The sequence below is a fragment of the Paraburkholderia sediminicola genome, from assembly GCF_046030555.1.
GTDB lineage: Bacteria > Pseudomonadota > Gammaproteobacteria > Burkholderiales > Burkholderiaceae > Paraburkholderia > Paraburkholderia sediminicola_E.
This window is the reverse complement of the sequence record NZ_JAQQCH010000005.1, coordinates 117,326-143,501: the sequence shown is the minus strand read 5'-3', so window position 1 is coordinate 143,501 and position 26,176 is coordinate 117,326. Positions and strand designations below refer to the sequence as shown.

Below are 26,176 nucleotides of genomic sequence, written 5' to 3'. Positions count from 1 at the left end.
TTACCTGCTGATGAGGTTGGTTCTGGCTGGGCCAATGATCATAACAACTGCATGCTGCCGCGGGGCCGAGGGGTTATTCCAAACATCCATCCGCGTCCGGCTGGTGATCCCAAAACCGCATCAGCACGTGCCGTGCCGATTACAATACGGTCCATGACTCAAACTGTGCTCCTTGCCCTCGATACTTCGACCGAATTCTGCTCGGTAGCGCTCCTGTCCGCCGCTAGCGGCGCGGCGAGCCAGATAGCGGACCCAGGCCGCGCCGAAGCCCGGATTTGGGTGCGTCACGAGCAAACCGGCGCAGTTTCCAGCACGCGTCTGCTGCCCGCCATCCGCGAGCTTTTCGACGAAGCCGGCCTGAAGCTGGCGGACTGCCACGCCATCGCGTTCGGCTCCGGTCCCGGCTCATTCACCGGTCTTCGCACCGCGACGGGCGTCGCGCAAGGCCTCGCATTCGGCCTGAATTTGCCGGTCGTGCCGGTCAGCACGCTGCTGGCGTGCGCGGAAAGCGCACGGCTGCGCGATCCGTCGGCGACCCGCGTGCTCGCTGCGCTTGACGCCCGGATGGACGAAATCTATTGGGCCGACTACGCATGGGACGCCGCCCTTGGCGAATGGCGCACGCTTCAGCCGGCTTCGCTCGACGCGCCGGAACGGCTGGTTTTGCCCGACGTCCCCTTCACCCTGGCAGGCAATGCGGCTGCCGCCTTCGGCGCGCGGTTGCCCGCCGTCGCGGCTGCGCGAATCGTCGACGGTGAAGCGTTGCCGCATGCCGTGCCGCTCGCGCACGCGGCGCTGCGCGCGTTTCGCGCCGGCCGCACCGTGCCCGCCGACCAGGCCGCGCCGGAATACATTCGCGACAAGGTCGCCCAGACCACGGCGGAACGCGTCGCCGAAAAAGCCGCCAAGGCCGAGCAAGCCGCCGCCAGGCTCGTCCATGATGTGGATCAAGGTGAGGGCCGGCAATGAGCGGCGTGTTGCTGGCGGACCGTTATATGTCGCCGATGACCGAAGCCGATCTGGACGAGGTCGCGGCGATCGAAAAAATCGCCTATGAATTCCCGTGGAGCCGCGGCAATTTCGGCGATTCGCTGCGCAACGGCTACTTCGGCATTTGCCTGCGTCACGTAACAGGCACGCTGATCGGCTATTGCGTGCTGATGCCGGTGGTCGACGAAATGCATCTGCTCAATTTGTGCGTGGCGCCCGCCGCGCAAGGCGTCGGTGCCGGGCTCGCGCTGCTGCGCGAAGCGGTACGTATTACGCGCGCGGAAAAACTCGAAGGCCTGCTGCTCGAAGTGCGGCCGTCGAATCATCGGGCGATCCGGCTTTACGAGCGCTTCGGCTTTGCGTCGATTGGCCGGCGCAAAAACTATTATCCGGCGCGGCTTCGCAGCCGGGAGGACGCCATCGTGATGCGTTTCTCGTTTGCCACGGAGGGCGCAGATGGCGCTGCATGAATCGGTACTGGAAGAGTTCGGACTTGCGCCGCTGTGGGTGCGTCGCGGGATGTCGGCGGCGCAGGAGCCCGTAGTTGACGCCGCGGTCGAGCAGGGCGCTGGTGCGTTCGCGGATCAGAAGGCGCATCGCGACGATCCGCCTGTGGCGGCGCGTGAGTCATCGTCGTCCGGGCTTGCGCAGAATGGCCTGGACGGTACGCGGCCGGCAATGCAAACCGGCGAAGCTCGACAAGCCGATTCCGCACAAGTACAAGGCGAGCGCCTTGCGCCGCCAGCGCAGGAACAGCAGAGACGCGTGCAAACGCCGGTCGAAGCGCGGCAGCCATCGCAGCAACCTCGTACACCTGAAACACCGGCGTTCGACGGCCCGCCCGACAACGACTTCGCATGGTTCGACGATCAGCCGGCCCATGCGCCCGCTGAAGCGCGCCGCGAAGCGCCCGAACCCTCATCGATCCAGACGCTCGACTGGGACGCGTTGAGCGAGCAGGTCGCTACCTGCGAACGCTGTCGCCTGTGCGAGAAACGCACGAACACGGTATTCGGCGTCGGCGATCGCAATGCTGACTGGATGTTGATCGGCGAAGCGCCGGGGGAGAACGAAGACCGCCTGGGCGAGCCGTTCGTCGGACAGGCCGGCAAGCTGCTCGACAATATGCTGCGTTCGCTCATGCTCGCACGTGACAGCAACGTCTATATCGCCAACGTGATCAAGTGCCGGCCGCCGGGCAACCGCAATCCCGAGCCGGACGAAGTCGCGCGTTGCGAACCGTATCTGCAACGGCAGGTCGCGCTGGTCAAGCCGAAGCTGATCGTCGCGCTGGGCCGCTTCGCCGCGCAAAGTCTGCTCAGGACCGAGGCAAGCATTTCGTCGCTGCGCGGCCGCGTGCACGAATATGAAGGGGTGCCAGTCATCGTCACCTATCACCCGGCGTATCTGCTTCGCAGCCTGCCCGACAAGGCGAAAGCGTGGGCAGACCTGTGCCTCGCGCGCGACACGTGGCTCGCGGCTGGCGGTGTGCCGTCCAACGCGGCAAAGTGAGCGACGCGATCCGGCCGACATCGCGCTTCGCCGCCGCGCCTGGCACGTCCGCAGCGGTTCTCGAGAATCTGCTCGACACCTTGCGCGAACCGGCCGTGCGCGATCTGGCGTGGTTGCTGCTGAGCGCCGATTTGTTGCGAGCGCAACCACCGGTGGGCGCGCTCGCCAGTCCTTTTGCCTCACAGCAGGAAGCGGATGCAACCGTCGACTGGTTACGCGCACTGGACACCGATCCGGCTGAATTGCAGCGCGACCTTGCCGCGACCCGTATCACCCGTCTTGGCCGCTACGCCGAACGGCTGCTCGGATGGTTCCTGCAACACGGACCAGCGGCGCGGCTTGTCGCGGCCGGCGTGCCGTTGCGGCGTGCCGGCGTCACGCTCGGTGAATGCGATTTTCTCGTGCAGACGCAGCAGGGCGCTCGCCTGCATTGGGAGTTGGCGGTGAAGTGCTATTTGCATGCGGGCGAAAGCCGCGCGCAGTCCGCCGCCCAGCCGGCTATGCAGCCGGCGGCGCGATTAGCCGACTACGTCGGCCCGAATCTGAAAGACCGGTTCGATCTGAAGCTTGCGCATGTGCTGAATCATCAACTGCCGTTGAGCGCGCGGGAAGAATTCGCATCGGTTGGTTATGCAGGGCCGTGGACGCCGCAGATGTTCATCAAAGGCTGGCTGTTCTATCGCGCTGGAGAGGCGCCAGCCGATCCCGTCGAGCTCGATCCGTCGCACGGACGTGGCTGGTGGGTGACCCGCAGCGAGTGGCCGGACTTTGCCGCGACGCATGCGCGAACGTGGCGCGTGCTGCCACGGTTGGAATGGCTTGCGCCGACGCGGTACGAGTCAGGTACGGTGGGCGCGCCGGGTGCGGCGGAGGGAGTGGGATTCGCTTTTGTTGATGCCCAAGCGCTTGCTGCGCAAACTTCAAATCAGCACGGACCGACCATGATCGCGGCGTTCGTCGATGACAGTGCAGGTAACCGCGTCGAATGTTCGCGTGGCTTCATCGTGCCCAACGAATGGCCTGAGTTGGCGCGGGCCTACGCGCAGCAGCTACTGCCGCGGGAGCAATTGGGGCGGACGGACGCAACCAGGGCGTAAAGCCGTGCAACGCAGCGGCTAGCACTGCCTCGATGCTGAAGCTCTTTCAGCCCCTCACCACCACCGATAAAAATGATGCACCGGCCCGACGCCGCTGCCGACGTCGAGCCGATCGCTCGCCTGCAACGCGCCGGTCAGATAGAGCTTGGCGTCGGCGACCGCGCGCGCCAGATCGTCGCGTTGCGGAATCAACGCCGCGATCGCCGACGACAGCGTGCAACCCGTCCCATGTGTATTCTTTACCGGCACACGCGGGCCGCCGAGACGCAGCGTGCCGCTGTCCTGTACGAGCCAGTCGGGACTGTCCGCCGCGCTCAAATGGCCACCCTTCATCAGCACCGCGCGCGCGCCAAGCGCGCGCAGCGCTTCGCCTTGTTCGACCATGCCGGCTTCATCTGTGGCAGCCTGCACGCCTAGCAAGGCCGCGGCTTCGGGCAGATTGGGCGTCAGCAGATCGGCCAGCGGCAGCAACTCGTCACGCACGGCCGCCACCGCATCCGGCAGCAGCAGCGCGTGATTGCTCTTCGAGATCATCACCGTGTCGAGCACGATGTGCTTCGGCTTATGCCGCCGCAGCGCATCGGCGACCGCGCGCGCAATCTGCGCATTCGCCAGCATGCCGATCTTCACGGCATCGATACGGATGTCGTCGAACACCGCATCGAGTTGCGCTGTGATGAAGGCGGGCTCCGGCGCATGAATCGCCGTGACGCCGCGCGTGTTCTGCGCGGTCAGCGCGGTGATCACGCTCGCGCCGTAGGCACCAAGTGCCGAGAAAGCCTTCAGATCGGCCTGAATGCCGGCGCCGCCGCCGGAATCGGAACCGGCGATCGTCAGCACATTGGGAATGGGTTGAGTCATGGCAAAACGAGGAAAGGGGGAAGGCGCGGGCACCACTAAGAACAGTGCCCGCCGCGGGTCAGTGCTTGACTTCGCCGATCAGCGCGACCGAGTCGAACGCGCGCTGATTCGCCTGGTGGCGGCGCATCACGAACCACATCATGACGCAGACGAAGGTGCCGAATAGCACGATCACCGCCGTCACCGGCACGTCGAGCCACACCAGCACGGCGTACAGGCACAGCATCACGAGCACAGAGAGATTTTCGTTGAAGTTCTGCACGGCGATCGAGTGACCCGCCGACAGCAGCACGTGGCCGCGATGCTGGAGCAGCGCATTCATCGGTACGACGAAAAAGCCCGACAGGCCACCGACGATCATCAGGAAGATATACGCGACGATCAGGTAGCCCGGCACATGCACACGGCCGAAATACAGGCCCCAATGCGTGGGGAACAGACTACGTGTGTAGAAGGCCATCAACATCACGGCGATGCCCATCATGATGCCGACCGGAAGTACCGTGAGCGACTTCTTCAAGGGCACGCGCGAGGCTGCGAAAATCGCGCCGGCGGCCACGCCGACGGCAACCACCGCCTGCAGAATCGCGGCTTCCGAAAGCGACATGTTCAGCGACACTTCCGCCCATTTCAGCACGATGAATTGCAGCGTCGCGCCGGCGCCCCAAAACAGCGTGGTGACGGCGAGCGAGATCTGGCCGAGCTTGTCGCGCCACAACACGAGAAAGCAGTCGGCGAAATCGGTGACCAGCTTGATCGGGCCGCGTTCCTGTTTCGGATAGCGCGCGCCGGTGTCGGGAATGCGCAGATTGAACAGCGCCGCGATCACGTAGATGGTCATGATCACCAGCATCGCTGCTTCGGCGGGCGTGTTGACGGTGGGGATGTGGTGCCGCAGGATCGGCGCGGCAATGTGCGGGCTGATGAGCGCGCCGCCAAGTACCGTGCCGAGAATGATCGAGCCGACCGTGGTGCCTTCGATCCAGCCGTTCGCCGCGACCAGCCGGTCAGGCGGCAGCAGTTCGGTAAGAATGCCGTATTTGGCGGGCGAGTAAGCCGCCGCGCCGAAACCCACAATGCCATAGGCGATCAACGGGTGCGCGCCGACCAGCATCGTGATGCAGCCAACCACTTTGATCGTATTGGTGACGAACATCACGCGTCCCTTCGGACGGGAGTCGGCGAAGGCGCCCACGAAGGCGGCCAGAACGACGTACGACAGCACAAAGAACAACTTGAGCAGCGGCGTCATCCAGTTCGGGGCGTGGAGATCTTTCAGCAGTGCGATAGCAGCGATCAGAAGCGCATTGTCGGCCAGCGACGAAAAAAACTGCGCGGCCATGATGGTGTAAAAGCCTTTTTTCATCTGATGCGATGCTGTCCTCGCTGCGGTCTGTCCGCCCCGGCCGTGTGCAAGGCGTCCGGGCTTATGCCGTTCGAAATGGGTTGTGCGCACGGCTTTATATCACGAAAATAGCTGGATTCGGACTAGCAGAATCCTTGATCGCACCGCCCAGTGGGCCGCCGAGCGTTGAAAACGCCCTGTAAGCTCCTGATTCGCAAGCGTCTTTACGAAAATTACCCATGCCGCGCCCCCTCTCAGCCACGATTCATACCGCCGCACTCGCCAACAATGTTGCCGTCGCCCGGCGTTACGCACCAAAATCCAGGATCTGGGCCGTCGTCAAGGCAAATGCTTACGGGCATGGCCTCGCGCGTGCTTTTCCCGGCTTGCGCGCAACCGACGGCTTTGGACTGCTGGACCTCGAAGAAGCCGTGAAGTTGCGTGAATTAGGCTGGGCGGGCCCAATTCTTTTGCTCGAAGGCTTCTTTCGTCCAACCGATATCGACGTGATCGACCGCTACAGCCTGACCACGGCGCTGCACTCGGACGAACAGCTACGCATGCTCGAAATGGCGCGCCTGTCCAAGCCGGTCAATATCCAGCTGAAAATGAACACCGGCATGAATCGCCTCGGTTACACGGCGGAAAAATTCCGCTCCGCATGGGAGCGTGCGCGAGCCTGCCAGGGCGTCGGCCAGATCACGTTGATGACCCATTTCTCGGATGCCGACGGCGAACGTGGCATCGCCCATCAGATGGAAACGTTCGAGCGCGGCGCGCAAGGCATTGCCGGCGCGCGCAGCCTCTCGAATTCGGCGGCCACGCTGTGGCATCCCGAAGCGCACTTCGACTGGGTGCGTCCGGGCATCATCCTGTACGGCGCGTCACCCTCGGGCGTGACGGCCGCGATCCAAAGCACCGGCTTGCAGCCGGCCATGACGCTCGCCTCCGAACTGATCGCCGTGCAGACGCTCGCGGAGGGCTATACGGTCGGCTATGGTTCGACGTTCAAGGCGCGCGGGGCGATGCGCATCGGCGTGGTGGCCTGCGGTTACGCGGACGGTTATCCGCGGGTCGCGCCGGACGGTACGCCGGTGATCGTCGACGGCGTGCGTACGCGGATCGTCGGACGGGTGTCGATGGACATGCTGACCGTCGATCTGACGCCGGTCCCGACCGCTAACGTCGGCTCGCGCGTCGAGTTGTGGGGAGCCGCGCTGCCGATCGACGACGTCGCGCAGGCGTGCGGCACGATCGGCTACGAGCTGATGTGCGCGGTGGCGCCGCGTGTGCCGGTGCGGGCGGAGTAAGGCGCGGCGCTGACAGACCGGATGAGGGCCGCCGATGGCGGTCCTACCGACGGTTGCAGGGAGATTCCCAATGACGGTTGCAATGAGCGCCTCGATGAGCGCTTCAGCAAGCGCATCAATCCAAAGAACAGCAACACAGGCAAGGGCGCGTGGCTAAACAGAAGACGTTGTACATCTGCAGTGAATGCGGCGGCCAATCGCCGAAGTGGGCCGGGCAGTGCCCATCATGCAATGCATGGAACACGCTGGTGGAATCGGTCGCGGAGGCGCCGTCCACGCATCGCTTCCAGTCGCTCGCGAAGAGCGCACCGGTGCGGCGTCTCGCCGATATCGACGCGTCCGACGTGCCGCGTTTTTCGACCGGTGTCAGCGAGTTCGACCGTGTGCTGGGCGGCGGTCTGGTGCCGGGCGGCGTCGTGCTGATTGGCGGCGATCCGGGCATCGGCAAATCGACGCTGCTGCTGCAGTCGCTCGCGGAAATCGCCGCGGACAAACGCGCGCTTTATATCAGCGGCGAAGAATCGGCCGCGCAGATTGCGTTGCGTGCGCAACGACTTTCGTTGCTGGAACCTGGCTCGAAGGCCAGCGAATTGCAACTGCTCGCGGAAATCCAGCTCGAGAGAATTCAGGCGACCATCGCTGAACAGCGGCCGGACGTCGCGGTGATCGACTCGATTCAAACCGTTTATTCCGACGCGCTGACCTCCGCGCCTGGTTCGGTCGCGCAGGTGCGCGAGTGCGCGGCGCAATTGACGCGCATTGCCAAGCAGTCCGGCACCACGATCATCATGGTCGGCCATGTCACCAAGGAAGGTGCGCTCGCCGGGCCGCGCGTACTCGAGCACATCGTCGATACGGTGCTTTACTTCGAAGGCGACACCCATTCGTCGTTCCGTTTGGTGCGCGCGATCAAGAATCGCTTCGGCGCGGTCAACGAACTCGGCGTGTTCGCGATGACCGAGCGCGGTTTGCGCGGCGTCGCCAATCCGTCTGCGTTGTTTTTGTCGCAGCATGAGCAATCGGTTCCGGGGTCGTGCGTGCTGGTGACGCAGGAAGGCACGCGGCCGCTACTGGTTGAAGTGCAGGCGCTGGTGGACTCCGCCAACGCGCCGAATCCGCGGCGCCTGGCAGTAGGGCTGGAACAGAACCGCCTGGCGATGCTGCTGGCGGTACTGCATCGACACGCCGGCATCGCCTGTTTCGACCAGGATGTATTCCTGAACGCGGTGGGCGGCGTCAAGATCACCGAGCCGGCGGCCGACCTGGCCGTGCTGCTCGCGATTCACTCGTCGATGCGCAACAAGCCGCTGCCCAAGGGGCTTGTCGTGTTCGGCGAAGTCGGACTCGCCGGCGAAATCCGGCCGTCGCCGCGCGGTCAGGACCGTCTGAAGGAAGCGGCCAAGCTGGGCTTTTCGATCGCAGTCATTCCGAAGGCCAATGCACCGAAGCAGCCGATTGAAGGCTTACAGGTTGTTGCGGTTGAGCGGATCGAACAGGCCATCGACCGGGTGCGCACACTCGAATAGACGGGGCTTTGGCGCCTGCGGGCGCTATCGGCCCCGGTAATGCGCGGTAAATATCTCCATATTGGCTGTAACCAATCCGCCATTCCTTTTTCCTAAGCTGCGAGGGTATTGCATCCCTTCTGATGCCCGAAAAAGGATCGCGCCTTGAAACAGTCATATGAAACCGTTGCCGAGCGACCGATGCAGGTGCGCGGTTGCCGCGTCTCCGAGCCTATTCGCCAGCCTTGGGGCGGCGCTTGCCGGATTGTCGAGTGGATTGATACGACGGGACAGATTTCGCGCCGGGTGGTGGCCGAAGATGTCACTCCGGCCGAAGTGCGCGCGACAATCAACCGTCATGTCGAAGGCCGCAAACATTTTCTGTACGACGACGAAAAAACGCCGCGCCAGGTTTTGCCGCGGCAGACAGCGGTGCGCCGCTGAGGCGCTGAGGATTGGAGCGGTGTCGGGCATTAGCCTGCACGGCCTGAATTCAAGTCGCGGCTTGGCCTTCGCTTCACCTTTGCCACGCTTCAATCGCGCTTAACGGGTCTGGCGACCCTCGTCCCCAGCATCGTCGCCATTCGGGTCTTCGTTCATCGCTGCGTACGCTTCGCGATTGAAGAGCGGGTGCTGCGCGGCTTCCGCCGGGGTCAGCACCGGCGAAACGCAGCAGTCTAACGATTCCAGCAGCAGTACCCATTCCGCCAGCGGACGCTTGCCGATCAGGTCGGCCAACTCCTGCGTCAACGCGGCGGCGTCCGGGCCGCCGATCGCCTGGCCCAGACTCCAGTGACGCGTCGCCCATTCGGGCCGGTCCAGCGCCATGCACAGCGTTTCCCAGAACTTCAGTTCGAGCGCGCCGACCGCCAGCCAGCGGTTATCGAGTGTCGGATACAGGTTGTAGCAGGGCACGCCGCCGTTCAGCAGACCGGCGCCCGCGGTCGGCGCGGCGCCCTCATTGGCGAGCGACACTTGCGCGACGACGTTGTGCGCGTACGTGACGTGCGTCATCGATACGTCGACGAAGCGGCCGACGCCTCCGCGCGACACATGCCATAACGCGGCGAGAATCTGCGTGACCGCACTCAGCGCGCCACCGAGCAGGTCGGCAATCTGGAAATTCGGCAGAATCGGCACGCCGTCACGGCTCGCCAGTTGATCGAGCACGCCCGCGTAACCGATGTAGTTCAGATCATGACCGGCATGATCGGCAAAGGGACCGCTCGCGCCGTAGCCGCTGATCGCGCAGTAGACCAGCCTCGGATTGACCGCACGCAGGATTTCATAGCCGATGCCGAGGCGCTCCATTACGCCGGGCCGGAAACTTTCGATCAGCACGTCCGCTTCGGCCGCGAGTGCGCGCAGTACATTGCATCCGGCTTCCGATTTGAGGTCGAGGCGCGTCTCACGTTTGCCGCGATTCACCAGCCGGTAAAACGCGCCGGGGCGGCCCGCCACACGGTCGCTCGACGACTGCATCATCGTGCGGGTGGGGTCGCCCGCGCCGGGCGCTTCGATCTTGAGTACGTCGGCGCCGAGTTCTGCAAGCCTCAAGGCGGCCACCGGACCGGGCAGCAGACGCGTCAGGTCGAGCACGCGCAGACCTTGCAGCGGAGCGGGCGCGGGCACGGATGATGACGCAACTGACGGTGCGGCTGACGCCGTAGCTGGCGACTCAGACGGGCTCACAGGTGACAAGGGCTACCTCCGATCGATGCCGGCGCGGACCGCGAACAGCCAGCCGCTAGCCGATTTGTTCGAGTTCCTCATGAGTCTCGAGCCATTGGGCTTCGAGCGCTTCGAGGCGCGCGTTCACATCTGCCTGACGGCGGATCGCCTCCGTCAGTTTGCTCTTCTGGTCGGGCTCGTAGCTGGCCGGATCGACGACAAACGCATCGAGTGTCGCTTTTTCCGCGTTGAGCGCGTCCATTTCCTTTTCGATCTTGGTGATGCGGCTTTGCAGCGGCTTTTTCAGGTGTGCGAGCTTCTGGCGCGTTTCCGCTTCGACGCGGCGTTGCTCCTTGCGATTGACGCCGCTGTCCGCGCTATCCGCGCCGTTCGATGCGGTGCCTGCTTTCAGTGCCGCGCGTTGTTCCGCGGCATGTTGCAGCAGCCAGTCGCGGTAGTCGTCGAGATCGCCGTCGAATTCCTGCAGACGATGCTTCGCGACCAGCATGAACACGTCGGTGGTGGCGCGCAGCAAATGCCGGTCGTGCGAGACGAGAATCAGCGTGCCCTCGAATTGCGCGAGCGCCATGGTCAGCGCGTGACGCGTTTCGAGATCAAGGTGATTGGTCGGCTCGTCGAGCAGCAGCAGGTTCGGCTTTTGCCAGATGATCAGCGCGAGCGCCAGGCGCGCTTTTTCGCCGCCGGAGAAGGGCGCGATCTTCGCGGTCGCCATCTCGCCGGAAAAGTTGAAGCTGCCGAGGAAGTCGCGCAATTCCTGTTCGCGCGTATCCGGTGCAAGACGCGCCAGATGTTGCAGCGGCGTGTCGTCCGCACGCAATGTTTCGAGCTGATGCTGCGCGAAGTAGCCGATGCGCAGACCCTTGCCTTCGCGCACATGGCCGCCGAGCGCTTCGAGCGTGCCGGCGAGCGTCTTGATCAGCGTCGATTTGCCCTGACCGTTGGCGCCAAGCAGGCCGATGCGCTGACCGTTCTGGATCGACAGCATCACATGGTCGACGATCGGAATTTCACCGTCTTCACCGCGATAGCCGCAGCGCACGTCTTCCATCACCATCATTGGATTCGGTGCGGAATCGGGCGTGCGGAATTCGAACGTGAACGGCGACGACGCATGCGCCGGCGCAATCAACTCCATCTTTTCGAGCGCCTTCACGCGGCTCTGCGCCTGACGCGCCTTGGTGGCCTGCGCCTTGAAGCGGTTGATGTAGCTCTGCAGATGCTCGACCGTGCGCTGTTGCTTCTCATACGCGCTTTGCTGCAAAGCGATCTGTTGGGCGCGCAGGATTTCGAACTGCGAGTAGTTGCCGCCGTAACGCTTGATCTGCCGATGCTCCAGATGCAGCGTCACGTTGCAGATCGAATCGAGAAATTCGCGGTCGTGCGAGATCACGATCAGCGTGCCCGGATATCGGTTCAACCAGTCTTCGAGCCAGACGATTGCGTCGAGATCCAGGTGATTGGTCGGTTCGTCGAGCAGCAGCAGATCGGAGCGGCACATCAGCGCTTGCGCCAGATTCAGCCGCATGCGCCAGCCGCCCGAGAAGCTGCTGACCGGCTCGCGCGTCTGTTCGAGCGTGAAGCCGAGGCCGAGCAGCAAAGCCTCGGCGCGGGCGGGGGCGGTATAGCCATCGGCGTCGGCGAATGCGGCGTGCGCTTCGCCTTCCGCCGCGCCATCATGCGCGGCTGATGCTTCGGCGATGCATACTTCGATCGCGCGCAGCGCCGCGTCGCCGTCGAGCGTGTAGGCAAGGGCGGTCTTGTCTGCCGCGGGCGTTTCCTGCGCGACATGGGCGATCTGCCAGTTTGGCGGGATAGAGAAATCGCCGCCGTCGGCGTGCAGTTCGCCGAGCAGCACGGCAAACAGCGTCGACTTGCCCGCGCCGTTCGCCCCCACCAGGCCGGCCTTCTCGCCGGGGTTAAGGGTGAACGTGGTGTTTTCAAAGAGCGGCTTGGTGCCGCGCGCGAGGCTGAACTGGTTAAAGCGGATCACGAAGAGGCCGACTGAAGAAAAACGCTATTTTAGACTGCCGGGGCTGACACCGGGCGCTCAACCGGGATCGGCCATTCGGCCGACTGTACCGGCGAAGCTTTTGGCATAGACTGACGGCTTTCACGGGGAGAGCACATGACATCGATTTATTCGTTTTCTGCACACACGCTCGGCGGCGAGGAAGTGAGCCTCGAGCGCTATCAAGGCAAGGTTTTGCTGATCGTCAATACGGCGAGCGAATGCGGGTTCACGCCGCAATACGCGGGGCTGCAAAAGGTTTATGGCACTTACGCGGCGCGCGGACTCGCGGTGCTCGGTTTTCCGTGCAACCAGTTCGGCAAGCAGGAACCGGGCGACGCCACGCAGATCGGCAGCTTCTGCGAAAAGAACTACGGCGTGACCTTCCCGATGTTCGACAAGATCGACGTGAACGGCGCCAATGCGCATCCGCTGTTCCGCTATCTGACGGGCGAGGCGCCGGGCTTGCTGGGGCTCGAGGCGATCAAATGGAACTTCACCAAGTTTCTGATCGGCCGCGACGGTAATGTGGTGAAGCGCTATGCGCCGCTGACCAAGCCCGAGGCAATCACCGACGACATCGAGAAACTGTTGTAACGCGTCGTGGAGTCGGCGGTTCGGCACGGGCTGGGGCGGGTGCTGGAGTTGGCGACTGGGCGCGAGCCGGCGCTCGAACCCGAGCTGATGTTAATGCCGGTGGTGATGCCAGTGCCGGTCTCGGTGACGCAGCCGCAGGGGCGCTACAGGATCGGCGAGAACAACCGCGCCACGTGCATCAGGACGCGCCGCAGCGCGCTCGCCTGGCGATACTCGTTGCGGTCGATTTCGAGGGATTCCGCGAAGTCCTTCAGCAGCATCGTTTCGACTTCTTTGGCGAAGCCGCGGTCCACCGTCAGCACCATGATCTCGAAGTTCAGCCGGAACGAGCGGTTGTCGAGATTGGCGCTGCCGATTGCTGCCGCCACGCTGTCGATCAGCACGACCTTCTGATGCAGGAAGCCCGGCTGGTAGCGGAAGATCCGGATGCCTGCGCGCAGCGAATCGTACGCATACAGTTTCGAGGCGGTGAACACCACGCGGTGATCGCGCCGGCACGGAATCAGAATGCGTACATCCACGCCACGTAGCACGGCCAGTCGCAGCGCGGCGAACACGGCTTCGTCGGGTATGAGATAAGGCGTGGTGATCCAGATCCGCTCGCGCGCCGCGTTGATCGCCTCGACGAAGAAAAGCGAACATGTTTCCTGCTTGTCGGCCGGGCCGCTCGGCACGACGAGGCAGTGCATGCCTTCGTCGCCGGATTGAGGGGGCGGCATGTCGAACTCGGGCAACTGCTGGGTCGCCCAGTGCCAGTCTTCGGTGAACACGAACTGGATGCTGGCGACCGCCGGGCCGCGCACTTCGATATGCGTATCGCGCCATGGCGACAGCGGCGGCTTGCCACCGAGATATTCGACACCCACGTTGTGTCCGCCGACGAACGCGCGTTCTCCGTCCACCGAGACGATCTTGCGGTGGTTGCGGAAGTTCAACTGCAAACGGTTGACGAAGCGGCGATTGGTGGCGAACGGATGCGTCTCCACGCCGGCTGCGCGCAGCGCCGCCACGTAGCGGTGGGGCAGATCGAAACTGCCGATACTGTCGTACAGAAAGTAGACGCGTACGCCTTGCTGCGCTTTCGCGATCAGTGCGTCCTTTAGCATTTCGCCAAGCGCGTCGTCGCGCACGATGAAGAACTGCACGATCACGTAGTTGCGTGCGCCCTCGATCGCTTCGAAGATCGCCTCGAAAGTCGCGGCTCCGTTCACCAGCGTGCGTACGGAATTGCCCGGCAGGAACGGCATGCCACCCAGGCGCGTAAGCGAATGCACGAGTCTCGCGCCAAGCTCCTGCGTAGGCAGCCCCGCGGAGGAGGCCCGCGTATCCCATTCCTGAGGATGGGCGCGCGTGCGCAGCAATTCGTTTTCGATGCGTCGAGCGTCCGCGTAACCCTGGAATTTGCTGCGGCCGAGGAACAGGTACGGCACCAGCGTCAGATACGGCATGGCGACCAGCGACACGGCCCACGCGATCGCACCTTGCGATGTGCGGGTGTTCAGAATCGCATGGCACGCGGCAACCACGCCGAGAATATGGGCGAGGGCGACCAGCGGGCCGATATGAAGCAGGTCGAATTGCATAGGCGGGCGAAGGGTTGGCAAAGCGCTGCCGTGGCTACCTAACGGCGCAGCAGACAGCTGACCGCGTCCATCTTACCGAACGTGAGTGCGTTGAGGGGACGTGACGGTCAGGCGTCTTTGAATCCTGCGCGGATCCGGGGAGGGGCGGGTACGGTTGGTTTACGGGCACGGCCGCTGCTGCATGCGCGCGAGAAGCCGGGTCAGGGGCGTCAGCTATGGCACGGGCACGGCGAGCTGGGCCAGGAGCGTTTGCTACGGCACGGGCACGACGAGCTGGGCCAGGAGCGTTTGCTATGGCACGAGCGAGAGAGGCCGGCTCAGGAAGCGCACTCAGGTGCGACACGCGCGGCAAGCAGTCAACACCTGCCGTGCGCGTCGCGAGATGGCGCTGCAAAACGTCAGACCGGCAGATCCGCGGCCTGAATCAGGAACACGTTGTCGTCGCCTGCACTCGTGGACAGCCAGACCAGATCGAGGCCGCCGAATGCCGCTTCGACGTTCGCGCGCTCGTTGCCGATCTCGACCACCAGCACGCCGTCTTCGGTCAGCCAGTTGCGCGCGTCAGCGATGATCCGTCGCACGATATCCATGCCGTCCGCGCCGCCGGCCAAAGCCATGTCCGGCTCGTGCTTGTATTCGGCGGGCAGTCCCTGCATCGCGGTGGCGTTCACATAGGGCGGATTGCTGATGATCACGTCGTAGCGGCGCTCGGCGAGCGGCGCGTACAGATCGCCTTCGAAGAGGGCGACGCGGTCGTCGAGCCGGTAGTCCGTAACGTTGCGCGTGGCGACTTCCAGAGCGGGCGCGGAGAGATCGACGGCGTCGATATCCGCGTTCGGGAATGCGTGCGCCGCGAGAATCGCGAGGCAGCCGGAACCCGTGCACAGTTCCAGCACGGCGCCCACCTGTTCGGGATCTTCGACGTAGGGCTGCAAACCGTCTTGCAGCAACTCGCCGATGAACGAGCGCGGCACGATCACGCGCTCGTCCACGTAGAAGCGGAAGCCGTGCATCCACGCTTCCTGCGTGATGTATGCAGCTGGTACGCGTTGGCCGGCGCGGCGCTCGATCACGTTTAATACGGCGTCGATTTCGGCCGCGGAGAGACGCGCGTCGAGAAACGGATCCAGCAGGTCGAGCGGCAGATGCAGCGTGTGCAGGATCAGATAGGCGGCTTCGTCGTAGGCGTTGGCGGAGCCGTGGCCGAACGACAACTCAGCCTGGTTGAAGCGCGACACCGCGAAACGCAGCAGGTCGCGGACGGTGGAAAACGGGAGCGTCATCGCAGATATTCCTTGGTCAGGCGATCAGTTGTTCGAGCACGCGGCGATACACATTCTTCAGCGGCTCGATGTGTGCGACTTCGATATGTTCGTCGATCTTGTGAATGCTGGCGTTGAGCGGACCGAATTCGATCACCTGCTCGCAGATGCGGGCGATGAAGCGGCCGTCCGACGTGCCACCGGTGGTCGACAGTTCAGTCGTGACGCCGGTTTCGTCCTTGATCGCTTTAGCCAGCGCGTTTGACAGATCGCCGCGCGGCGTGAGAAACGGCAGGCCGCTCACGGTCCATTGCAGGTCGTATTCGAGATTGTGCCTGTCGAGGATCGCATGGACGCGAGCCTGCAGGCCCTCCACCGTGCTGGCCGTCGAGAAACGGAAATTGAACATCACGTCCGCATGGCCGGGGATCACGTTGGTGGCGCCCGTGCCGCTATGGATGTTCGAAACCTGCCAGGTGGTGGGCGGGAAGTACTCATTGCCATCGTCCCAGCGTTCGGCAACCAGTTCGGCGAGCGCGGGCGCGAGCAGATGCACCGGATTTTTCGCCAGATGCGGATAGGCGATATGGCCTTGCACGCCCTTGACGATCAGATTGCCCGACATGGACCCGCGCCGGCCGTTCTTCACCATGTCGCCGAACTGCGCGCTCGATGTCGGTTCGCCGACGATGCAGTAGTCCATGCGCTCGCCGCGTGCCTGCAGTGCTTCGACGACCTTGACGGTGCCGTCAGTAGCGGGGCCTTCTTCGTCGCTCGTAATCAGGAATGCGATCGAGCCGCGATGCGCGGGGTGCGCCGCGACGAATTCCTCGCTTGCCACCACGAATCCGGCGATCGACGTCTTCATGTCCGCCGCGCCCCGACCGTAGAGCTTGCCGTCACGGTGGGTCGGCTCGAACGGCGCCGAGTGCCATTGTTCGAGCGGGCCGGTCGGTACGACGTCCGTGTGGCCGGCGAACGCGAGCAGCTTGCCGCGCGTTCCGTCGACGCCGCGTTTGACGGCCCACAGATTGGTCACACCGTGCGATTCGATGGTTTCGTGCTCGAAGCCGAGCGCGGACAGGCGTTCGATCAGGAGGCGCTGGCAATGCTGGTCGTCGGGCGTCACAGAGGCGCGCGCGATCAGTTGTTCGGTAAGGGCGAGGGTGCCGGACATGGATTCAGTACAAGCCACTTTGAAATGAAAAAATGCCGGCTGGCGGTTGGACACCGCAGCCGGCAACAGCTTTTAAGCAACGCGGCGACGCCGCGTTTTACATCTTTTGGCGTCTTTCAGCGTCTTCGCGTGTGATTTTCGCGTTCGGCCCTAACGTCTGATACTACGCCTCGCGCCAGGTTCGACTCTCTCGCTCGATCCTGAACTTCGGATCAGGATCACGCAATCGGCCAATCAGGCAGTCAATCAGGCAAACAGCGCTTCGTATTCGTCTGCCGCAAAACCGAGCGACTTGACCTTTCCGTTGATCACCAGCACCGGCCGTTTGATCACGGACGGCTTGTGGATCATCAACGCGATCGCGCCCGATTGCGTGTCCGCCGCCGCCTTCATGTCGTCGGACAGGCCGCGCCAGGTCGTGCCGCGACGGTTCAGCAACGCGTCGAGCTTCACGTCCTTCAGCCAGTCCTGCACGAGCGGCTCGGTTACGCCGTGTTTCTTGAAGTCGTGGAACTCGAACTCGACGCCGTGCTCTTCCAGCCACACGCGGGCCTTCTTCACGGTGTCGCAGTTCGGGATGCCATAGACGACGGTCTTGGTGCCGCGTGCCATTAGTCGCCTCGCAGAAGCTCGTTCAGGCCGACCTTTGCTCGTGTCTTGGCGTCGACTTTCTTGACGATCACGGCGCAGTAGAGGCTGTGCGAGCCGTCCTTCGACGGCAGGTTGCCCGCCACCACCACCGAGCCCGCCGGAATGCGGCCGTACGTGACTTCACCGGTTTCGCGGTCGTAAATCTTGGTGCTTTGACCGAGGTACACACCCATCGAGATCACCGAGTTTTCTTCGACGATCACGCCTTCCACCACTTCTGAACGCGCGCCGATGAAGCAGTTGTCTTCGATGATGACCGGATTGGCCTGCAACGGCTCCAGCACGCCGCCGATGCCCACGCCACCCGACAGGTGCACGTTCTTGCCGATCTGCGCGCACGAACCGACGGTGGCCCACGTGTCGACCATCGTGCCTTCATCGACGTAAGCGCCGATGTTGGTGTACGACGGCATCAGCACGACGTTCTTCGCGATGAACGAGCCGCGGCGCGCGATCGCGGGCGGCACCACGCGGAAGCCGCCGGCGGCGAAGTCTTCAGCGGTGTAGTTGGCGAACTTCGACGGCACCTTGTCGTAGAACTGCGAGTAACCGCCAGCCGGCTGCACCACGTTGTCTTCCAGGCGGAACGACAGCAGCACGGCTTTCTTCAGCCATTGATTGACGACCCAGTCGCCGTCCTTCTTTTCGGCCACGCGCAGCGCGCCCTTGTCCAGTTGCTCGATGGCGTGGGCGACGGCTTCGCGCACGTCGGCCGGCGCGGCCTTCGGCGACAGTTCGGCGCGGTTTTCCCAGGCGGTATCAATGATCTGCTGAAGTTGTTGCGACATATGCGTGCTTTTCTGAAGAGTTGAAGTCTGAAGAAGGGAATGCGGTGCGCGGGGTTGCTGAATACAGAAGCTCACGAAAAACTCAGCCCGCGAGCGCGCGGCAAAAATCGACGATCCGTTGTGCGCCCTGCGTGCATTCGTCGACATCGGCGACGAGCGCGAGGCGCACGAAATTGCGGCCGGGGTTCACGCCGTGCGCAGTGCGCGCGAGGAACGAGCCCGGCAGAACCGTCACATTATAGTCGGCGTAGAGGCGCTGGGCGAACTCGGTGTCCGACAGGCCAGTGCGCGAGATGTCCGCCCACAGGTAGAACGCGGCGTCCGGCAGGCGTACGTCGAGCACCTCGGCGAGCATCGGCGTCACGGTGGAAAACTTCTGCACGTACTTCGCGCGGTTCTCGCGCACGTGCGTTTCGTCATTCCAGGCCGCGATGCTGGCACTCTGGAACACGGTCGACAAGGCCGCGCCGTGGTATGTCCGGTATAGCAGGAAGTCTTTCAGGATCGCCGCGTCGCCCGCCACGAAGCCCGAGCGCATGCCAGGCACATTCGAACGCTTGGACAGGCTCGACAACATCACGAGGCGCTCGAAGCCGCGGCCGAGCTTATGGGCCGCTTCCAGGCCGCCAAGCGGCGGATTGGCTTCGTCGAAATAGATTTCCGAGTAGCACTCGTCCGAGGCGATCACGAAGCCGTAACGGTCCGACAGCGCGAACAGCTCGCGCCAGTCGTCGAGTGTGAGCACCGCGCCGGTGGGATTGCCCGGCGAGCATACGTACAGCAGCTGCGTGCGCGCCCAGATGTCGGCCGGCACCGCCGAATAGTCGCAGGCGAAGTTGCGCGCCGGATCGCTATTGACGAAGTACGGCTGCGCGCCGGCAAGAATCGCCGCGCCTTCGTAGATTTGGTAGAACGGGTTCGGACAGAGTACGATCGCAGGCTGGCCGTCAGCATTACGCTTGGGGTCGATGACCGTTTGTGCGAGTGCAAAAAGCGCCTCGCGCGAACCGGACACCGGCAGCACCTGGGTGGCCAGGTCGACCGGGGGCAGGTTATAGCGCTGCGTCACCCATTTCGCGATCGACTCCCGCAGTGCCGGCGAACCAATGGTGGCCGGATAAGCCGACAAACCGCCGAGCGAGGCAATCACCGCGTCGCGAATCAGCGCCGGCGTGGGATGTTTCGGTTCGCCGATGCCGAAGCTGATGTGCGCGAGGCCGGCCGGCGGCGTGACGTCCTTGAAAAGCGCGCGCAGCTTTTCGAACGGGTAGGGTTGAAGGGAGTCGAGTAGCGGGTTCACTGGGCGGATCGAGCCTGATCGAAGATGGGCGCAGACAGATGCAGGGAAATGTTGGGTACGCGCGCTGACAGCAAAACGCCTGAATGGCGCGAAAACGGCGGCAGCGACGGCGAGTGAACGATTATAGCGTGGCGCGCAGCCGTTCGCGGACCGGCGCGGCGCAACCCGCCAGGCAGCGCAGGCAATGCGACGCAGCGGGAACGACGTGAACCGCAGACGGTTCGCGCAAAAAAAGAAGCAGGAGCAGCAATGTATGTAGCAGCAACGGAGACATCCGCACGATTCAGACGAAGCGGGCGCAAGAACGCCGCCGTCGGCAAAGTCAGCCACATCGCCCGCAGCAGCAACCGCCGCGGGAGTCTTACATCATGACCAACTGGCTCCGCAATGGCTGGCCGACGCTCGCGATCATGCTGGGCGCCTCGGTGTGGGGGATGATCTGGTACCCGCTACGCATGCTGAATGCGCTCGGCGTGACCGGCACAGCAGCGAGCGCGCTCACGAGCGGCGCCGGTTGCCTGTTCGTCCTGCTGGTGCGCTATCGCGCGCTCAGGACCGTGCGCTGGCACTGGCTGCTGCCGGCCCTGGCACTGGCCGCGGGCGTAACCAATCTCGGTTTCGTCTGGGGCTCGATCCACGGCGAAGTGATGCGCGTCCTGCTGCTGTTCTATCTCACCCCCGCCTGGACCGCGCTCTTTGCCCACTTCATCCTGCACGAACGGTTAACGTGGGCGGGCGCGGGTCTCGCCGCGCTGTCGCTGGCCGGCGCGATGACCATGCTGTGGTCGCCGCAACTGGGCCTGCCGGTGCCCGGCAACCTCGCCGAATGGGCAGGGCTTGCGGGCGGCATGGGCTTCGCGATGAGCAACGTCCTGATCCTCAAGACGAGCCGCGTGCTGCCTGAGATGAAGCCCGAAATGCGCACGGCGACGATCTTCGGTGGCGCCGCGCTTTTCAGCGCCTGTGCGTCGCTGTTCGAGGCGATGCCCGCACCGCCCACCGGCGCGCATCTCGGCACGGCCGCGCTGCTAGTGCTCGGCCTCGGTTTTCTGCTGGCGTCGAACAATATGCTGGTGCAATATGGGCTCGCGCGCGTGCCGGCCAATCGGGCCTCGATCATCATGCTGTTTGAGATCGTGGTGACGGCCTTGTCCGCGTGGCTCTTCGCCGGCGAGACGCCGGGCCCGCGCGAATGGGCCGGCGGCGCGTGCATCGTGCTGGCATCGGCACTGTCCAGTTGGGTGCACCGGACCAAGGCGTTGCCGCCTGATCCCGCCAATCAGGATGTGGGGCTCGACGTCGATGACGACACAGACCGTAAGGACGGTAAGAACCGCTCACGCGCGATGGTATGATTGCCCCTCATTAGCTGACGCACGCTTCACCGTGTGCGATTGGCGCCCGTATCGCGGGGGTTCGCGGCCCGTTTCGCTGCATCGGCAAACGGCTGGCGCGGTCCTCACGAGCCACTTTTTATTTTCCCTTTTCAAACAGCGAAATCGCCGTGCGTCTGACCTCGATCAAACTCGCTGGCTTCAAGTCATTCGTCGATCCCACGCATTTCCAGGTTCCGGGCCAGCTCGTTGGCGTGGTCGGACCGAATGGGTGCGGCAAGTCCAACATCATCGACGCCGTGCGCTGGGTGCTCGGCGAATCGCGTGCTTCCGAGCTGCGCGGCGAGTCGATGCAGGACGTGATCTTCAATGGCTCGACCGCGCGCAAGCCAGGTAGCCGCGCCAGCGTCGAACTCGTGTTCGACAACGCCGACGGCCGTGCCGCCGGGCAGTGGGGGCAGTATGCCGAAATCGCCGTCAAGCGCGTGCTCACGCGCGACGGTACCTCGAGCTACTACATCAACAATCTGCCGGCGCGCCGTCGCGACATTCAGGACATCTTCCTCGGCACGGGTCTCGGGCCGCGTGCCTACGCCATCATCGGGCAAGGCATGATCGCGCGCCTGATCGAGGCGAAGCCGGAAGAGCTGCGCGTGTTCCTCGAAGAAGCCGCGGGCGTATCGAAGTACAAGGAACGCCGCCGCGAGACGGAGAACCGTCTGCATGACACGCGCGAGAATCTGATCCGCGTTGAAGACATCGTCCGCGAACTCAGTGCGAATCTCGAGAAGCTCGAGGCGCAGGCGGTCGTCGCGACCAGATACAAGGATTTGCAGGCCGACGGCGAAGAGAAGCAGCGTCTGTTGTGGCTGTTGCGCAAGAACGAAGCCGGTGGCGAGCAGGAACGCCAGCAACGCGCAATCGAACAGGCGCAGATCGACCTCGAAGCGCAAACCGCGAAGCTGCGCGAAGTCGAAGCGCAGCTCGAAACGCTGCGCGTCGCGCATTATTCCGCCAGCGACGCGATGCAGGGCGCGCAAGGCGCGTTGTACGAGGCAAATGCCGAAGTCAGCCGCCTCGAGGCCGAGATCAAGTTCATCGTCGAATCGCGCAACCGTGTGCAGGCGCAGATCGCCGCATTGACCGCGCAGCGGGAGCAGTGGCAGTCGCAAGCCCAGAAGGCACAAGACGATCTCGAAGACGCTGAAGAACAGCTGGCCGTCGCCGAAGAAAAAGCCGCGTTGGCCGAAGACGAAGCCGCCGGCAAGCATGATGCGATGCCGGCGCTAGAAGCCCGCTGGCGCGATGCGCAGACGGAACTGAACGCCGAGCGCGGCGGTATCGCGCAGACCGAACAGGCCCTCAAGCTCGAAGCCGCGCATCAGCGCAATGCCGATCAGCAATTGCAGCAGTTGCAACAGCGTCACGAGCGGCTGAAGTCGGAAGCGGGCGGTCTCGATGCACCCGACGAAGCGCAGCTCGAAGACCTGCGCATGCAGCTCGCCGAGCACGAAGAAATCCTGCATGACGCGCAGACCCGTCTCGCCGACGCGCAGGAAACGCTGCCGCGTCTCGACGGTGAACGGCGCACGGCCCAGGAGCGCGTGCAGTCGGAGAATGCCCAGATTCATCAGCTCGACGCACGCCTTGCCGCGCTCAAGCAATTGCAGGAAAACGTTCAGACCGAAGGCAAGATTCAGCCGTGGCTCGAAAAGCACGAGCTGAGCGGTTTGCCGCGTCTGTGGAAGAAACTGCACGTCGAAGCCGGCTGGGAAGCCGCGCTGGAAGCGGTGCTGCGCGAGCGGCTCGCCGCCCTGGAAGTGTCGAACCTCGACTGGGTCAAAGCGTTCGCCACCGATGCACCGCCCGCCAAGCTCGCGTTCTACGCGCCGCCGGCAGCCGGTCAGCCGGTCGCTACGTCGCCGGCTTTGCGTCCGCTGCTGTCGCTGGTTCGTATCGACGACGCAGGTATTCGCGCCGTGCTGAACGATTGGCTCGGCCTCGCCTTTGTCGCTGACGATCTGCAACAGGCGCTCGCCATGCGCGCGCAGTTGCCGGAAGGCGGCTCGTTCGTCGTGAAGGCTGGGCACGTCGTGACGCGTGTCGGCGTCCAGTTGTATGCCGCCGATTCCGAACAGGCCGGCATGCTGGCCCGTCAGCAGGAAATCGAAAATCTGGGCCGTCAGGTGCGTGCACAAGCCTTGCTCGCCGATGAGGCTAAGGCCACCGCGATCCGCGCCGAAGCTGCCCACACGCAAGCCGCGCAAGCGTTGACCGATGTACGTCAACAGTCGGAGCGCGCGACCCAACGCGTGCACGCCTTGCAGATGGACGTGCTCAAGCTCGCGCAGGCGCAAGAGCGCTACATGCAGCGCAGCACGCAAATCCGCGAAGAGCTCGAAGAAATCACCGGGCAGATCGAAGAGCAGCGTGCATTGCGTGGCGAATCGGAAGCGAATTTCGAGCGTCACGACTCCGAACTCGCCGAATTGCAGGCGCGCTTCGAAGACCACCAGATGGCCTTCGAAGCACTCGACGAACAGCTCACCGCTGCACGCGCCCAATCGCGCGATCTCGATCGGGCCGCCACCGACGCGCGCTTCGCCGCGCGCAACATGGCAAACCGCATCGAGGAATTGAAGCGCAGCATCCAGGTTTCGCACGAGCAGAGCGAACGCGTCGCAGCGTCGCTTGAAGACGCGCGCGCCGAACTGGAAACGATCAACGAGCAAACCGCGCACACTGGCTTGCAGGACGCGCTCGATATCCGCGCGGTCAAGGAAGAAGCGCTGCACGCCGCACGCCTCGAACTGGACGATCTGACCGCCAAACTGCGTGCCGCCGACGAAACCCGTCTGACCGCCGAGCGTGCGTTGCAACCGCTGCGCGACCGCATCAACGAATTGCAGTTGAAGGAACAGGCCGCGCGCCTGAGCGGCGAGCAGTTCATCGAACAACTGGCCGAGGCCGGCGTCGATGAAGCGCAATTGCAGGCCAAGCTCACGCCGGACATGAAGCCGTCGTATCTGCAAGGCGAGGTCACGCGGATCAACAACGCGATCACGGCGCTCGGCCCGGTCAACATGGCCGCGCTGGACGAACTGAAGGCGGCGAGCGAGCGCAAGACTTTCCTCGATGCGCAATCGGCCGACCTGAACAACGCGATCGAAACGCTCGAAGACGCGATCCGCAAGATCGACGGCGAAACGCGTACGCTGCTGCAAGGCACCTTCGACGAAGTGAACCGTCATTTCGGCGAGCTGTTCCCGCGTCTCTTTGGCGGTGGCCAGGCCAGACTGATCATGACCGGCGACGAGATTCTCGACGCCGGCGTGCAGGTCATGGCGCAGCCGCCGGGCAAGAAGAATTCGACGATTCACCTGCTGTCGGGCGGCGAGAAGGCATTGACCGCCACCGCGCTGGTGTTCGCGATGTTCCAGCTGAATCCCGCGCCGTTCTGTCTGCTCGACGAAGTGGACGCGCCGCTCGACGACGCCAACACGGAACGCTTCGCGAACCTCGTGCGCGCAATGTCGGACAAGACGCAGTTCCTGTTCATTTCGCACAACAAGATCGCGATGGAAATGGCGCAGCAACTGATCGGCGTGACCATGCAGGAGCAGGGCGTGTCGCGGATCGTCGCCGTCGACATGGAATCGGCTGCCGGTTTCGCCCAGAATATCGTTTGAGTTTTCGTTTAAGTTGATCATCGCGGGCGTCCGCGTTCAGCGCTGTGGCCACCGGCCGCGCGACACATGGGACGGGCGCATAGCCGCGCAGACAGAAGAATTGCTGATGGAGCATGCATGGACGAGTTGACACTCGGTTTGATCGGCGCGGGTGCCGTGGTGGTCGGGGGCGTGGTCGTGTACAACGCGTGGCAAGGCGCGAAGGTGCGCCGCAAGATGCCGCGCCCGATGCCGGCCGATGCCGCCGAAAGTTTCGCGCGGGACGATCAGGAGAACCAGAGCCCGTTTATTGAACCGGCCAGGCCGACCACGCGGCGCGAACCGATAGTGGGTTCAGAGGCTGCAACGGAAACCGCGGCGGCGCGCGTCGAGCCGACTTTTGGCGTCACCGCCGCGCCGCTCGATACGCCGGCCGATATTCAGGCGGAGACGACTACGCCGAACGGTTATCCGGACGCCGAGGGCGGTGCTGAAGCCGAACGCGGCGTGGCGGGTGAAACGGGCAAGGCTGCGCAAGCCGGCGAACCGGTCGAGCCGATCCTGCCCGCTGCCACGACGATTTCGTCGGTGCCGCCGGCTATCGTCGATCGCCGCATCGACTGCATCGTGCCGATTCGTCTGAATGGACCGGTGGCCGGCGACAAGGTGATTCCGCTCGCGCAGCGTCTGCGCCGTGCCGGCAGCAAGCCGGTACATATCGAAGGCAAGCTCGAAGGCGGAGCCTGGGAACTGTTGCAGAACGGTGCGCGCTATGAAGAGCTGCGCGCGGCCGCGCAATTGGCCAATCGCAGTGGGGCGCTCAACGAACTGGAGTTTTCGGAGTTCGTAACCGGCGTGCAGCAGTTTGCCGATGCGCTCGACGCATCGCCGGAATTCCCCGACATGCTCGAAACGGTGGCGATGGCGCGTGAACTCGACGGCTTCGCCGCGCAGTGCGATGCGCAACTGTCGATCAACGTACTCTCCGACGGAGCGCCTTGGTCGGCCAACTATGTCCAGGCAATCGCGTCGCAGGACGGCCTGCTGCTCTCGCGTGACGGCACGCGCTTCGTCAAGCTCGACGCGAAGCAGAGCCCGGTGTTCATGCTGCAATTCGGCGACACTAATTTCCTGCGCGACGACCTGACCTACAAGGGCGGCCAGATGATCACGCTGGTGCTCGACGTGCCGGTCGCGGACGAAGACATTCTGCCGTTCCGCCTGATGTGCGACTACGCGAAATCGTTGGCTGAGCGTATCGGCGGACGGGTGGTCGACGATGGGCGCCGTCCGCTGCCGGAAACCGCGCTGCTGGCGATCGAAAAGCAGTTGATGACGCTTTACGCAAAGCTCGAACAGGCGGGCATTCCGGCGGGTTCACCGGCTACCCGGCGTTTGTTCAGCCAGTAACGCTTCTGGTTTTCATGCAGTGCTCGGCGGCCGCACGATGTGCGGCCGTTGGCGTTTTCAGCGGCCGTTTCACGGCAATGGCGAAC

Annotated in this window: 21 protein-coding genes; 11 read left to right on the top strand and 10 right to left on the bottom strand. The window is 63.9% G+C overall.

What is annotated here, in order from left to right:
* The first annotated feature begins 153 nt into the window (after positions 1-153).
* The 4 genes from tsaB to PQQ52_RS09965 are packed head-to-tail and all read left to right on the top strand — an operon-like array spanning position 154 to position 3,599.
* A complete protein-coding gene (tsaB, locus tag PQQ52_RS09980; RefSeq protein ID WP_408209880.1) occupies positions 154-969 on the top strand; it encodes a tRNA (adenosine(37)-N6)-threonylcarbamoyltransferase complex dimerization subunit type 1 TsaB in 816 nt (271 codons plus the stop codon).
* On the top strand, positions 966-1,460 hold the full coding sequence (rimI, locus tag PQQ52_RS09975) for a ribosomal protein S18-alanine N-acetyltransferase (protein ID WP_408209877.1): 495 nt from the start codon (positions 966-968) through the stop codon (positions 1,458-1,460). Before tsaB ends, rimI begins: the two co-directional genes overlap by 4 nt.
* On the top strand, positions 1,447-2,502 hold the full coding sequence (locus PQQ52_RS09970) for a uracil-DNA glycosylase (RefSeq protein WP_408209875.1): 1,056 nt from the start codon (positions 1,447-1,449) through the stop codon (positions 2,500-2,502). The genes rimI and PQQ52_RS09970 overlap by 14 nt, the downstream gene beginning before the upstream one ends.
* A complete protein-coding gene (locus PQQ52_RS09965) occupies positions 2,499-3,599 on the top strand; it encodes a DUF1853 family protein (RefSeq protein WP_408209873.1) in 1,101 nt (366 codons plus the stop codon). Before PQQ52_RS09970 ends, PQQ52_RS09965 begins: the two co-directional genes overlap by 4 nt.
* 54 nt (positions 3,600-3,653) lie before the next feature.
* Here the strand turns inward: PQQ52_RS09965 and thiD are convergent, their stop codons facing one another.
* Both thiD and lplT read right to left on the bottom strand, forming a co-directional pair.
* A complete protein-coding gene (gene thiD / locus PQQ52_RS09960) occupies positions 3,654-4,460 on the bottom strand; it encodes a bifunctional hydroxymethylpyrimidine kinase/phosphomethylpyrimidine kinase (protein WP_408209872.1) in 807 nt (268 codons plus the stop codon).
* Between the two features lie 58 nt (positions 4,461-4,518).
* On the bottom strand, positions 4,519-5,826 hold the full coding sequence (gene lplT, locus PQQ52_RS09955) for a lysophospholipid transporter LplT (RefSeq protein ID WP_408209869.1): 1,308 nt from the start codon (positions 5,824-5,826) through the stop codon (positions 4,519-4,521).
* Between the two features lie 218 nt (positions 5,827-6,044).
* Between lplT and alr the strand changes: the two genes are divergently transcribed.
* The 3 genes from alr (at position 6,045) to PQQ52_RS09940 (ending at position 9,064) form a co-directional block, all read left to right on the top strand.
* On the top strand, positions 6,045-7,115 hold the full coding sequence (gene alr, locus PQQ52_RS09950; RefSeq protein WP_408209866.1) for an alanine racemase: 1,071 nt from the start codon (positions 6,045-6,047) through the stop codon (positions 7,113-7,115).
* 149 nt (positions 7,116-7,264) lie between these two features.
* Positions 7,265-8,641, top strand: a complete 1,377-nt coding sequence (radA, locus tag PQQ52_RS09945) for a DNA repair protein RadA (protein ID WP_408209863.1) — start codon at positions 7,265-7,267, stop codon at positions 8,639-8,641.
* A gap of 144 nt (positions 8,642-8,785) precedes the next feature.
* On the top strand, positions 8,786-9,064 hold the full coding sequence (locus PQQ52_RS09940; protein ID WP_408209861.1) for a DUF2866 domain-containing protein: 279 nt from the start codon (positions 8,786-8,788) through the stop codon (positions 9,062-9,064).
* Positions 9,065-9,163: 99 nt separating this feature from the next.
* Here the strand turns inward: PQQ52_RS09940 and PQQ52_RS09935 are convergent, their stop codons facing one another.
* Both PQQ52_RS09935 and PQQ52_RS09930 read right to left on the bottom strand, forming a co-directional pair.
* Positions 9,164-10,234 (bottom strand): CaiB/BaiF CoA transferase family protein, encoded by a 1,071-nt coding sequence (locus PQQ52_RS09935; RefSeq protein WP_408210329.1) that lies wholly within the window; start codon positions 10,232-10,234, stop codon positions 9,164-9,166.
* A gap of 133 nt (positions 10,235-10,367) precedes the next feature.
* On the bottom strand, positions 10,368-12,302 hold the full coding sequence (locus PQQ52_RS09930; RefSeq protein ID WP_408209858.1) for an ATP-binding cassette domain-containing protein: 1,935 nt from the start codon (positions 12,300-12,302) through the stop codon (positions 10,368-10,370).
* A 135-nt stretch (positions 12,303-12,437) separates the two neighbouring features.
* Here PQQ52_RS09930 and PQQ52_RS09925 point away from each other — a divergent pair, with 135 nt between their 5' ends.
* Positions 12,438-12,917: a glutathione peroxidase gene (locus PQQ52_RS09925; protein ID WP_408209855.1), complete on the top strand. Its 480-nt coding sequence runs from the start codon at positions 12,438-12,440 to the stop codon at positions 12,915-12,917.
* 143 nt (positions 12,918-13,060) lie between these two features.
* Here the strand turns inward: PQQ52_RS09925 and cls are convergent, their stop codons facing one another.
* The 6 genes from cls to dapC all read right to left on the bottom strand — a co-directional run bounded on the left by cls (position 13,061) and on the right by dapC (position 19,678).
* Entirely contained in the window at positions 13,061-14,500 is a 1,440-nt protein-coding gene (cls, locus tag PQQ52_RS09920; RefSeq protein WP_408209852.1) for a cardiolipin synthase, read from the bottom strand.
* Positions 14,501-14,898: 398 nt separating this feature from the next.
* Positions 14,899-15,783, bottom strand: coding sequence for a 50S ribosomal protein L3 N(5)-glutamine methyltransferase (prmB, locus tag PQQ52_RS09915; RefSeq protein ID WP_408209850.1), 885 nt, complete (start codon positions 15,781-15,783; stop codon positions 14,899-14,901).
* Positions 15,784-15,799: 16 nt separating this feature from the next.
* Positions 15,800-16,939 (bottom strand): succinyl-diaminopimelate desuccinylase, encoded by a 1,140-nt coding sequence (gene dapE, locus PQQ52_RS09910; RefSeq protein ID WP_408209848.1) that lies wholly within the window; start codon positions 16,937-16,939, stop codon positions 15,800-15,802.
* Between the two features lie 246 nt (positions 16,940-17,185).
* Positions 17,186-17,551, bottom strand: coding sequence for an ArsC family reductase (locus PQQ52_RS09905; RefSeq protein WP_408209845.1), 366 nt, complete (start codon positions 17,549-17,551; stop codon positions 17,186-17,188).
* A complete protein-coding gene (dapD, locus tag PQQ52_RS09900; protein WP_063496544.1) occupies positions 17,551-18,378 on the bottom strand; it encodes a 2,3,4,5-tetrahydropyridine-2,6-dicarboxylate N-succinyltransferase in 828 nt (275 codons plus the stop codon). The genes PQQ52_RS09905 and dapD overlap by 1 nt, the downstream gene beginning before the upstream one ends.
* 82 nt (positions 18,379-18,460) lie before the next feature.
* Complete coding sequence (dapC, locus tag PQQ52_RS09895; RefSeq protein ID WP_408209843.1) at positions 18,461-19,678, bottom strand: succinyldiaminopimelate transaminase; 1,218 nt, start codon at positions 19,676-19,678, stop codon at positions 18,461-18,463.
* 368 nt (positions 19,679-20,046) lie between these two features.
* Between dapC and PQQ52_RS09890 the strand changes: the two genes are divergently transcribed.
* The 3 genes from PQQ52_RS09890 to PQQ52_RS09880 all read left to right on the top strand — a co-directional run bounded on the left by PQQ52_RS09890 (position 20,047) and on the right by PQQ52_RS09880 (position 26,090).
* Positions 20,047-21,033 (top strand): DMT family transporter, encoded by a 987-nt coding sequence (locus tag PQQ52_RS09890; protein WP_408209841.1) that lies wholly within the window; start codon positions 20,047-20,049, stop codon positions 21,031-21,033.
* Positions 21,034-21,182: 149 nt separating this feature from the next.
* Positions 21,183-24,701 carry a chromosome segregation protein SMC gene (smc, locus tag PQQ52_RS09885; RefSeq protein ID WP_408209838.1) on the top strand — a complete coding sequence of 1,173 codons (3,519 nt, stop codon included), beginning with the start codon at positions 21,183-21,185 and terminating at the stop codon, positions 24,699-24,701.
* 117 nt (positions 24,702-24,818) lie between these two features.
* Positions 24,819-26,090 (top strand): cell division protein ZipA C-terminal FtsZ-binding domain-containing protein, encoded by a 1,272-nt coding sequence (locus PQQ52_RS09880; protein ID WP_408209835.1) that lies wholly within the window; start codon positions 24,819-24,821, stop codon positions 26,088-26,090.
* Positions 26,091-26,176: the final 86 nt, after the last annotated feature.

Excerpts from the sequence above, each read along its gene's own strand:
- tsaB (WP_408209880.1), top strand. The coding sequence starts at position 154 with ATGACTCAAACTGTGCTCCTTGCCCTCGATACTTCGACCGAATTCTGC.
- rimI (WP_408209877.1), top strand. The coding sequence starts at position 966 with ATGAGCGGCGTGTTGCTGGCGGACCGTTATATGTCGCCGATGACCGAA.
- PQQ52_RS09970 (WP_408209875.1), top strand. The coding sequence starts at position 1,447 with ATGGCGCTGCATGAATCGGTACTGGAAGAGTTCGGACTTGCGCCGCTG.
- thiD (WP_408209872.1), bottom strand. The coding sequence starts at position 4,460 with ATGACTCAACCCATTCCCAATGTGCTGACGATCGCCGGTTCCGATTCC.
- lplT (WP_408209869.1), bottom strand. The coding sequence starts at position 5,826 with ATGAAAAAAGGCTTTTACACCATCATGGCCGCGCAGTTTTTTTCGTCG.
- alr (WP_408209866.1), top strand. The coding sequence starts at position 6,045 with ATGCCGCGCCCCCTCTCAGCCACGATTCATACCGCCGCACTCGCCAAC.
- PQQ52_RS09925 (WP_408209855.1), top strand. The coding sequence starts at position 12,438 with ATGACATCGATTTATTCGTTTTCTGCACACACGCTCGGCGGCGAGGAA.
- cls (WP_408209852.1), bottom strand. The coding sequence starts at position 14,500 with ATGCAATTCGACCTGCTTCATATCGGCCCGCTGGTCGCCCTCGCCCAT.
- prmB (WP_408209850.1), bottom strand. The coding sequence starts at position 15,783 with ATGACGCTCCCGTTTTCCACCGTCCGCGACCTGCTGCGTTTCGCGGTG.
- dapE (WP_408209848.1), bottom strand. The coding sequence starts at position 16,939 with ATGTCCGGCACCCTCGCCCTTACCGAACAACTGATCGCGCGCGCCTCT.
- PQQ52_RS09905 (WP_408209845.1), bottom strand. The coding sequence starts at position 17,551 with ATGGCACGCGGCACCAAGACCGTCGTCTATGGCATCCCGAACTGCGAC.
- dapD (WP_063496544.1), bottom strand. The coding sequence starts at position 18,378 with ATGTCGCAACAACTTCAGCAGATCATTGATACCGCCTGGGAAAACCGC.
- PQQ52_RS09890 (WP_408209841.1), top strand. The coding sequence starts at position 20,047 with ATGACCAACTGGCTCCGCAATGGCTGGCCGACGCTCGCGATCATGCTG.
- PQQ52_RS09880 (WP_408209835.1), top strand. The coding sequence starts at position 24,819 with ATGGACGAGTTGACACTCGGTTTGATCGGCGCGGGTGCCGTGGTGGTC.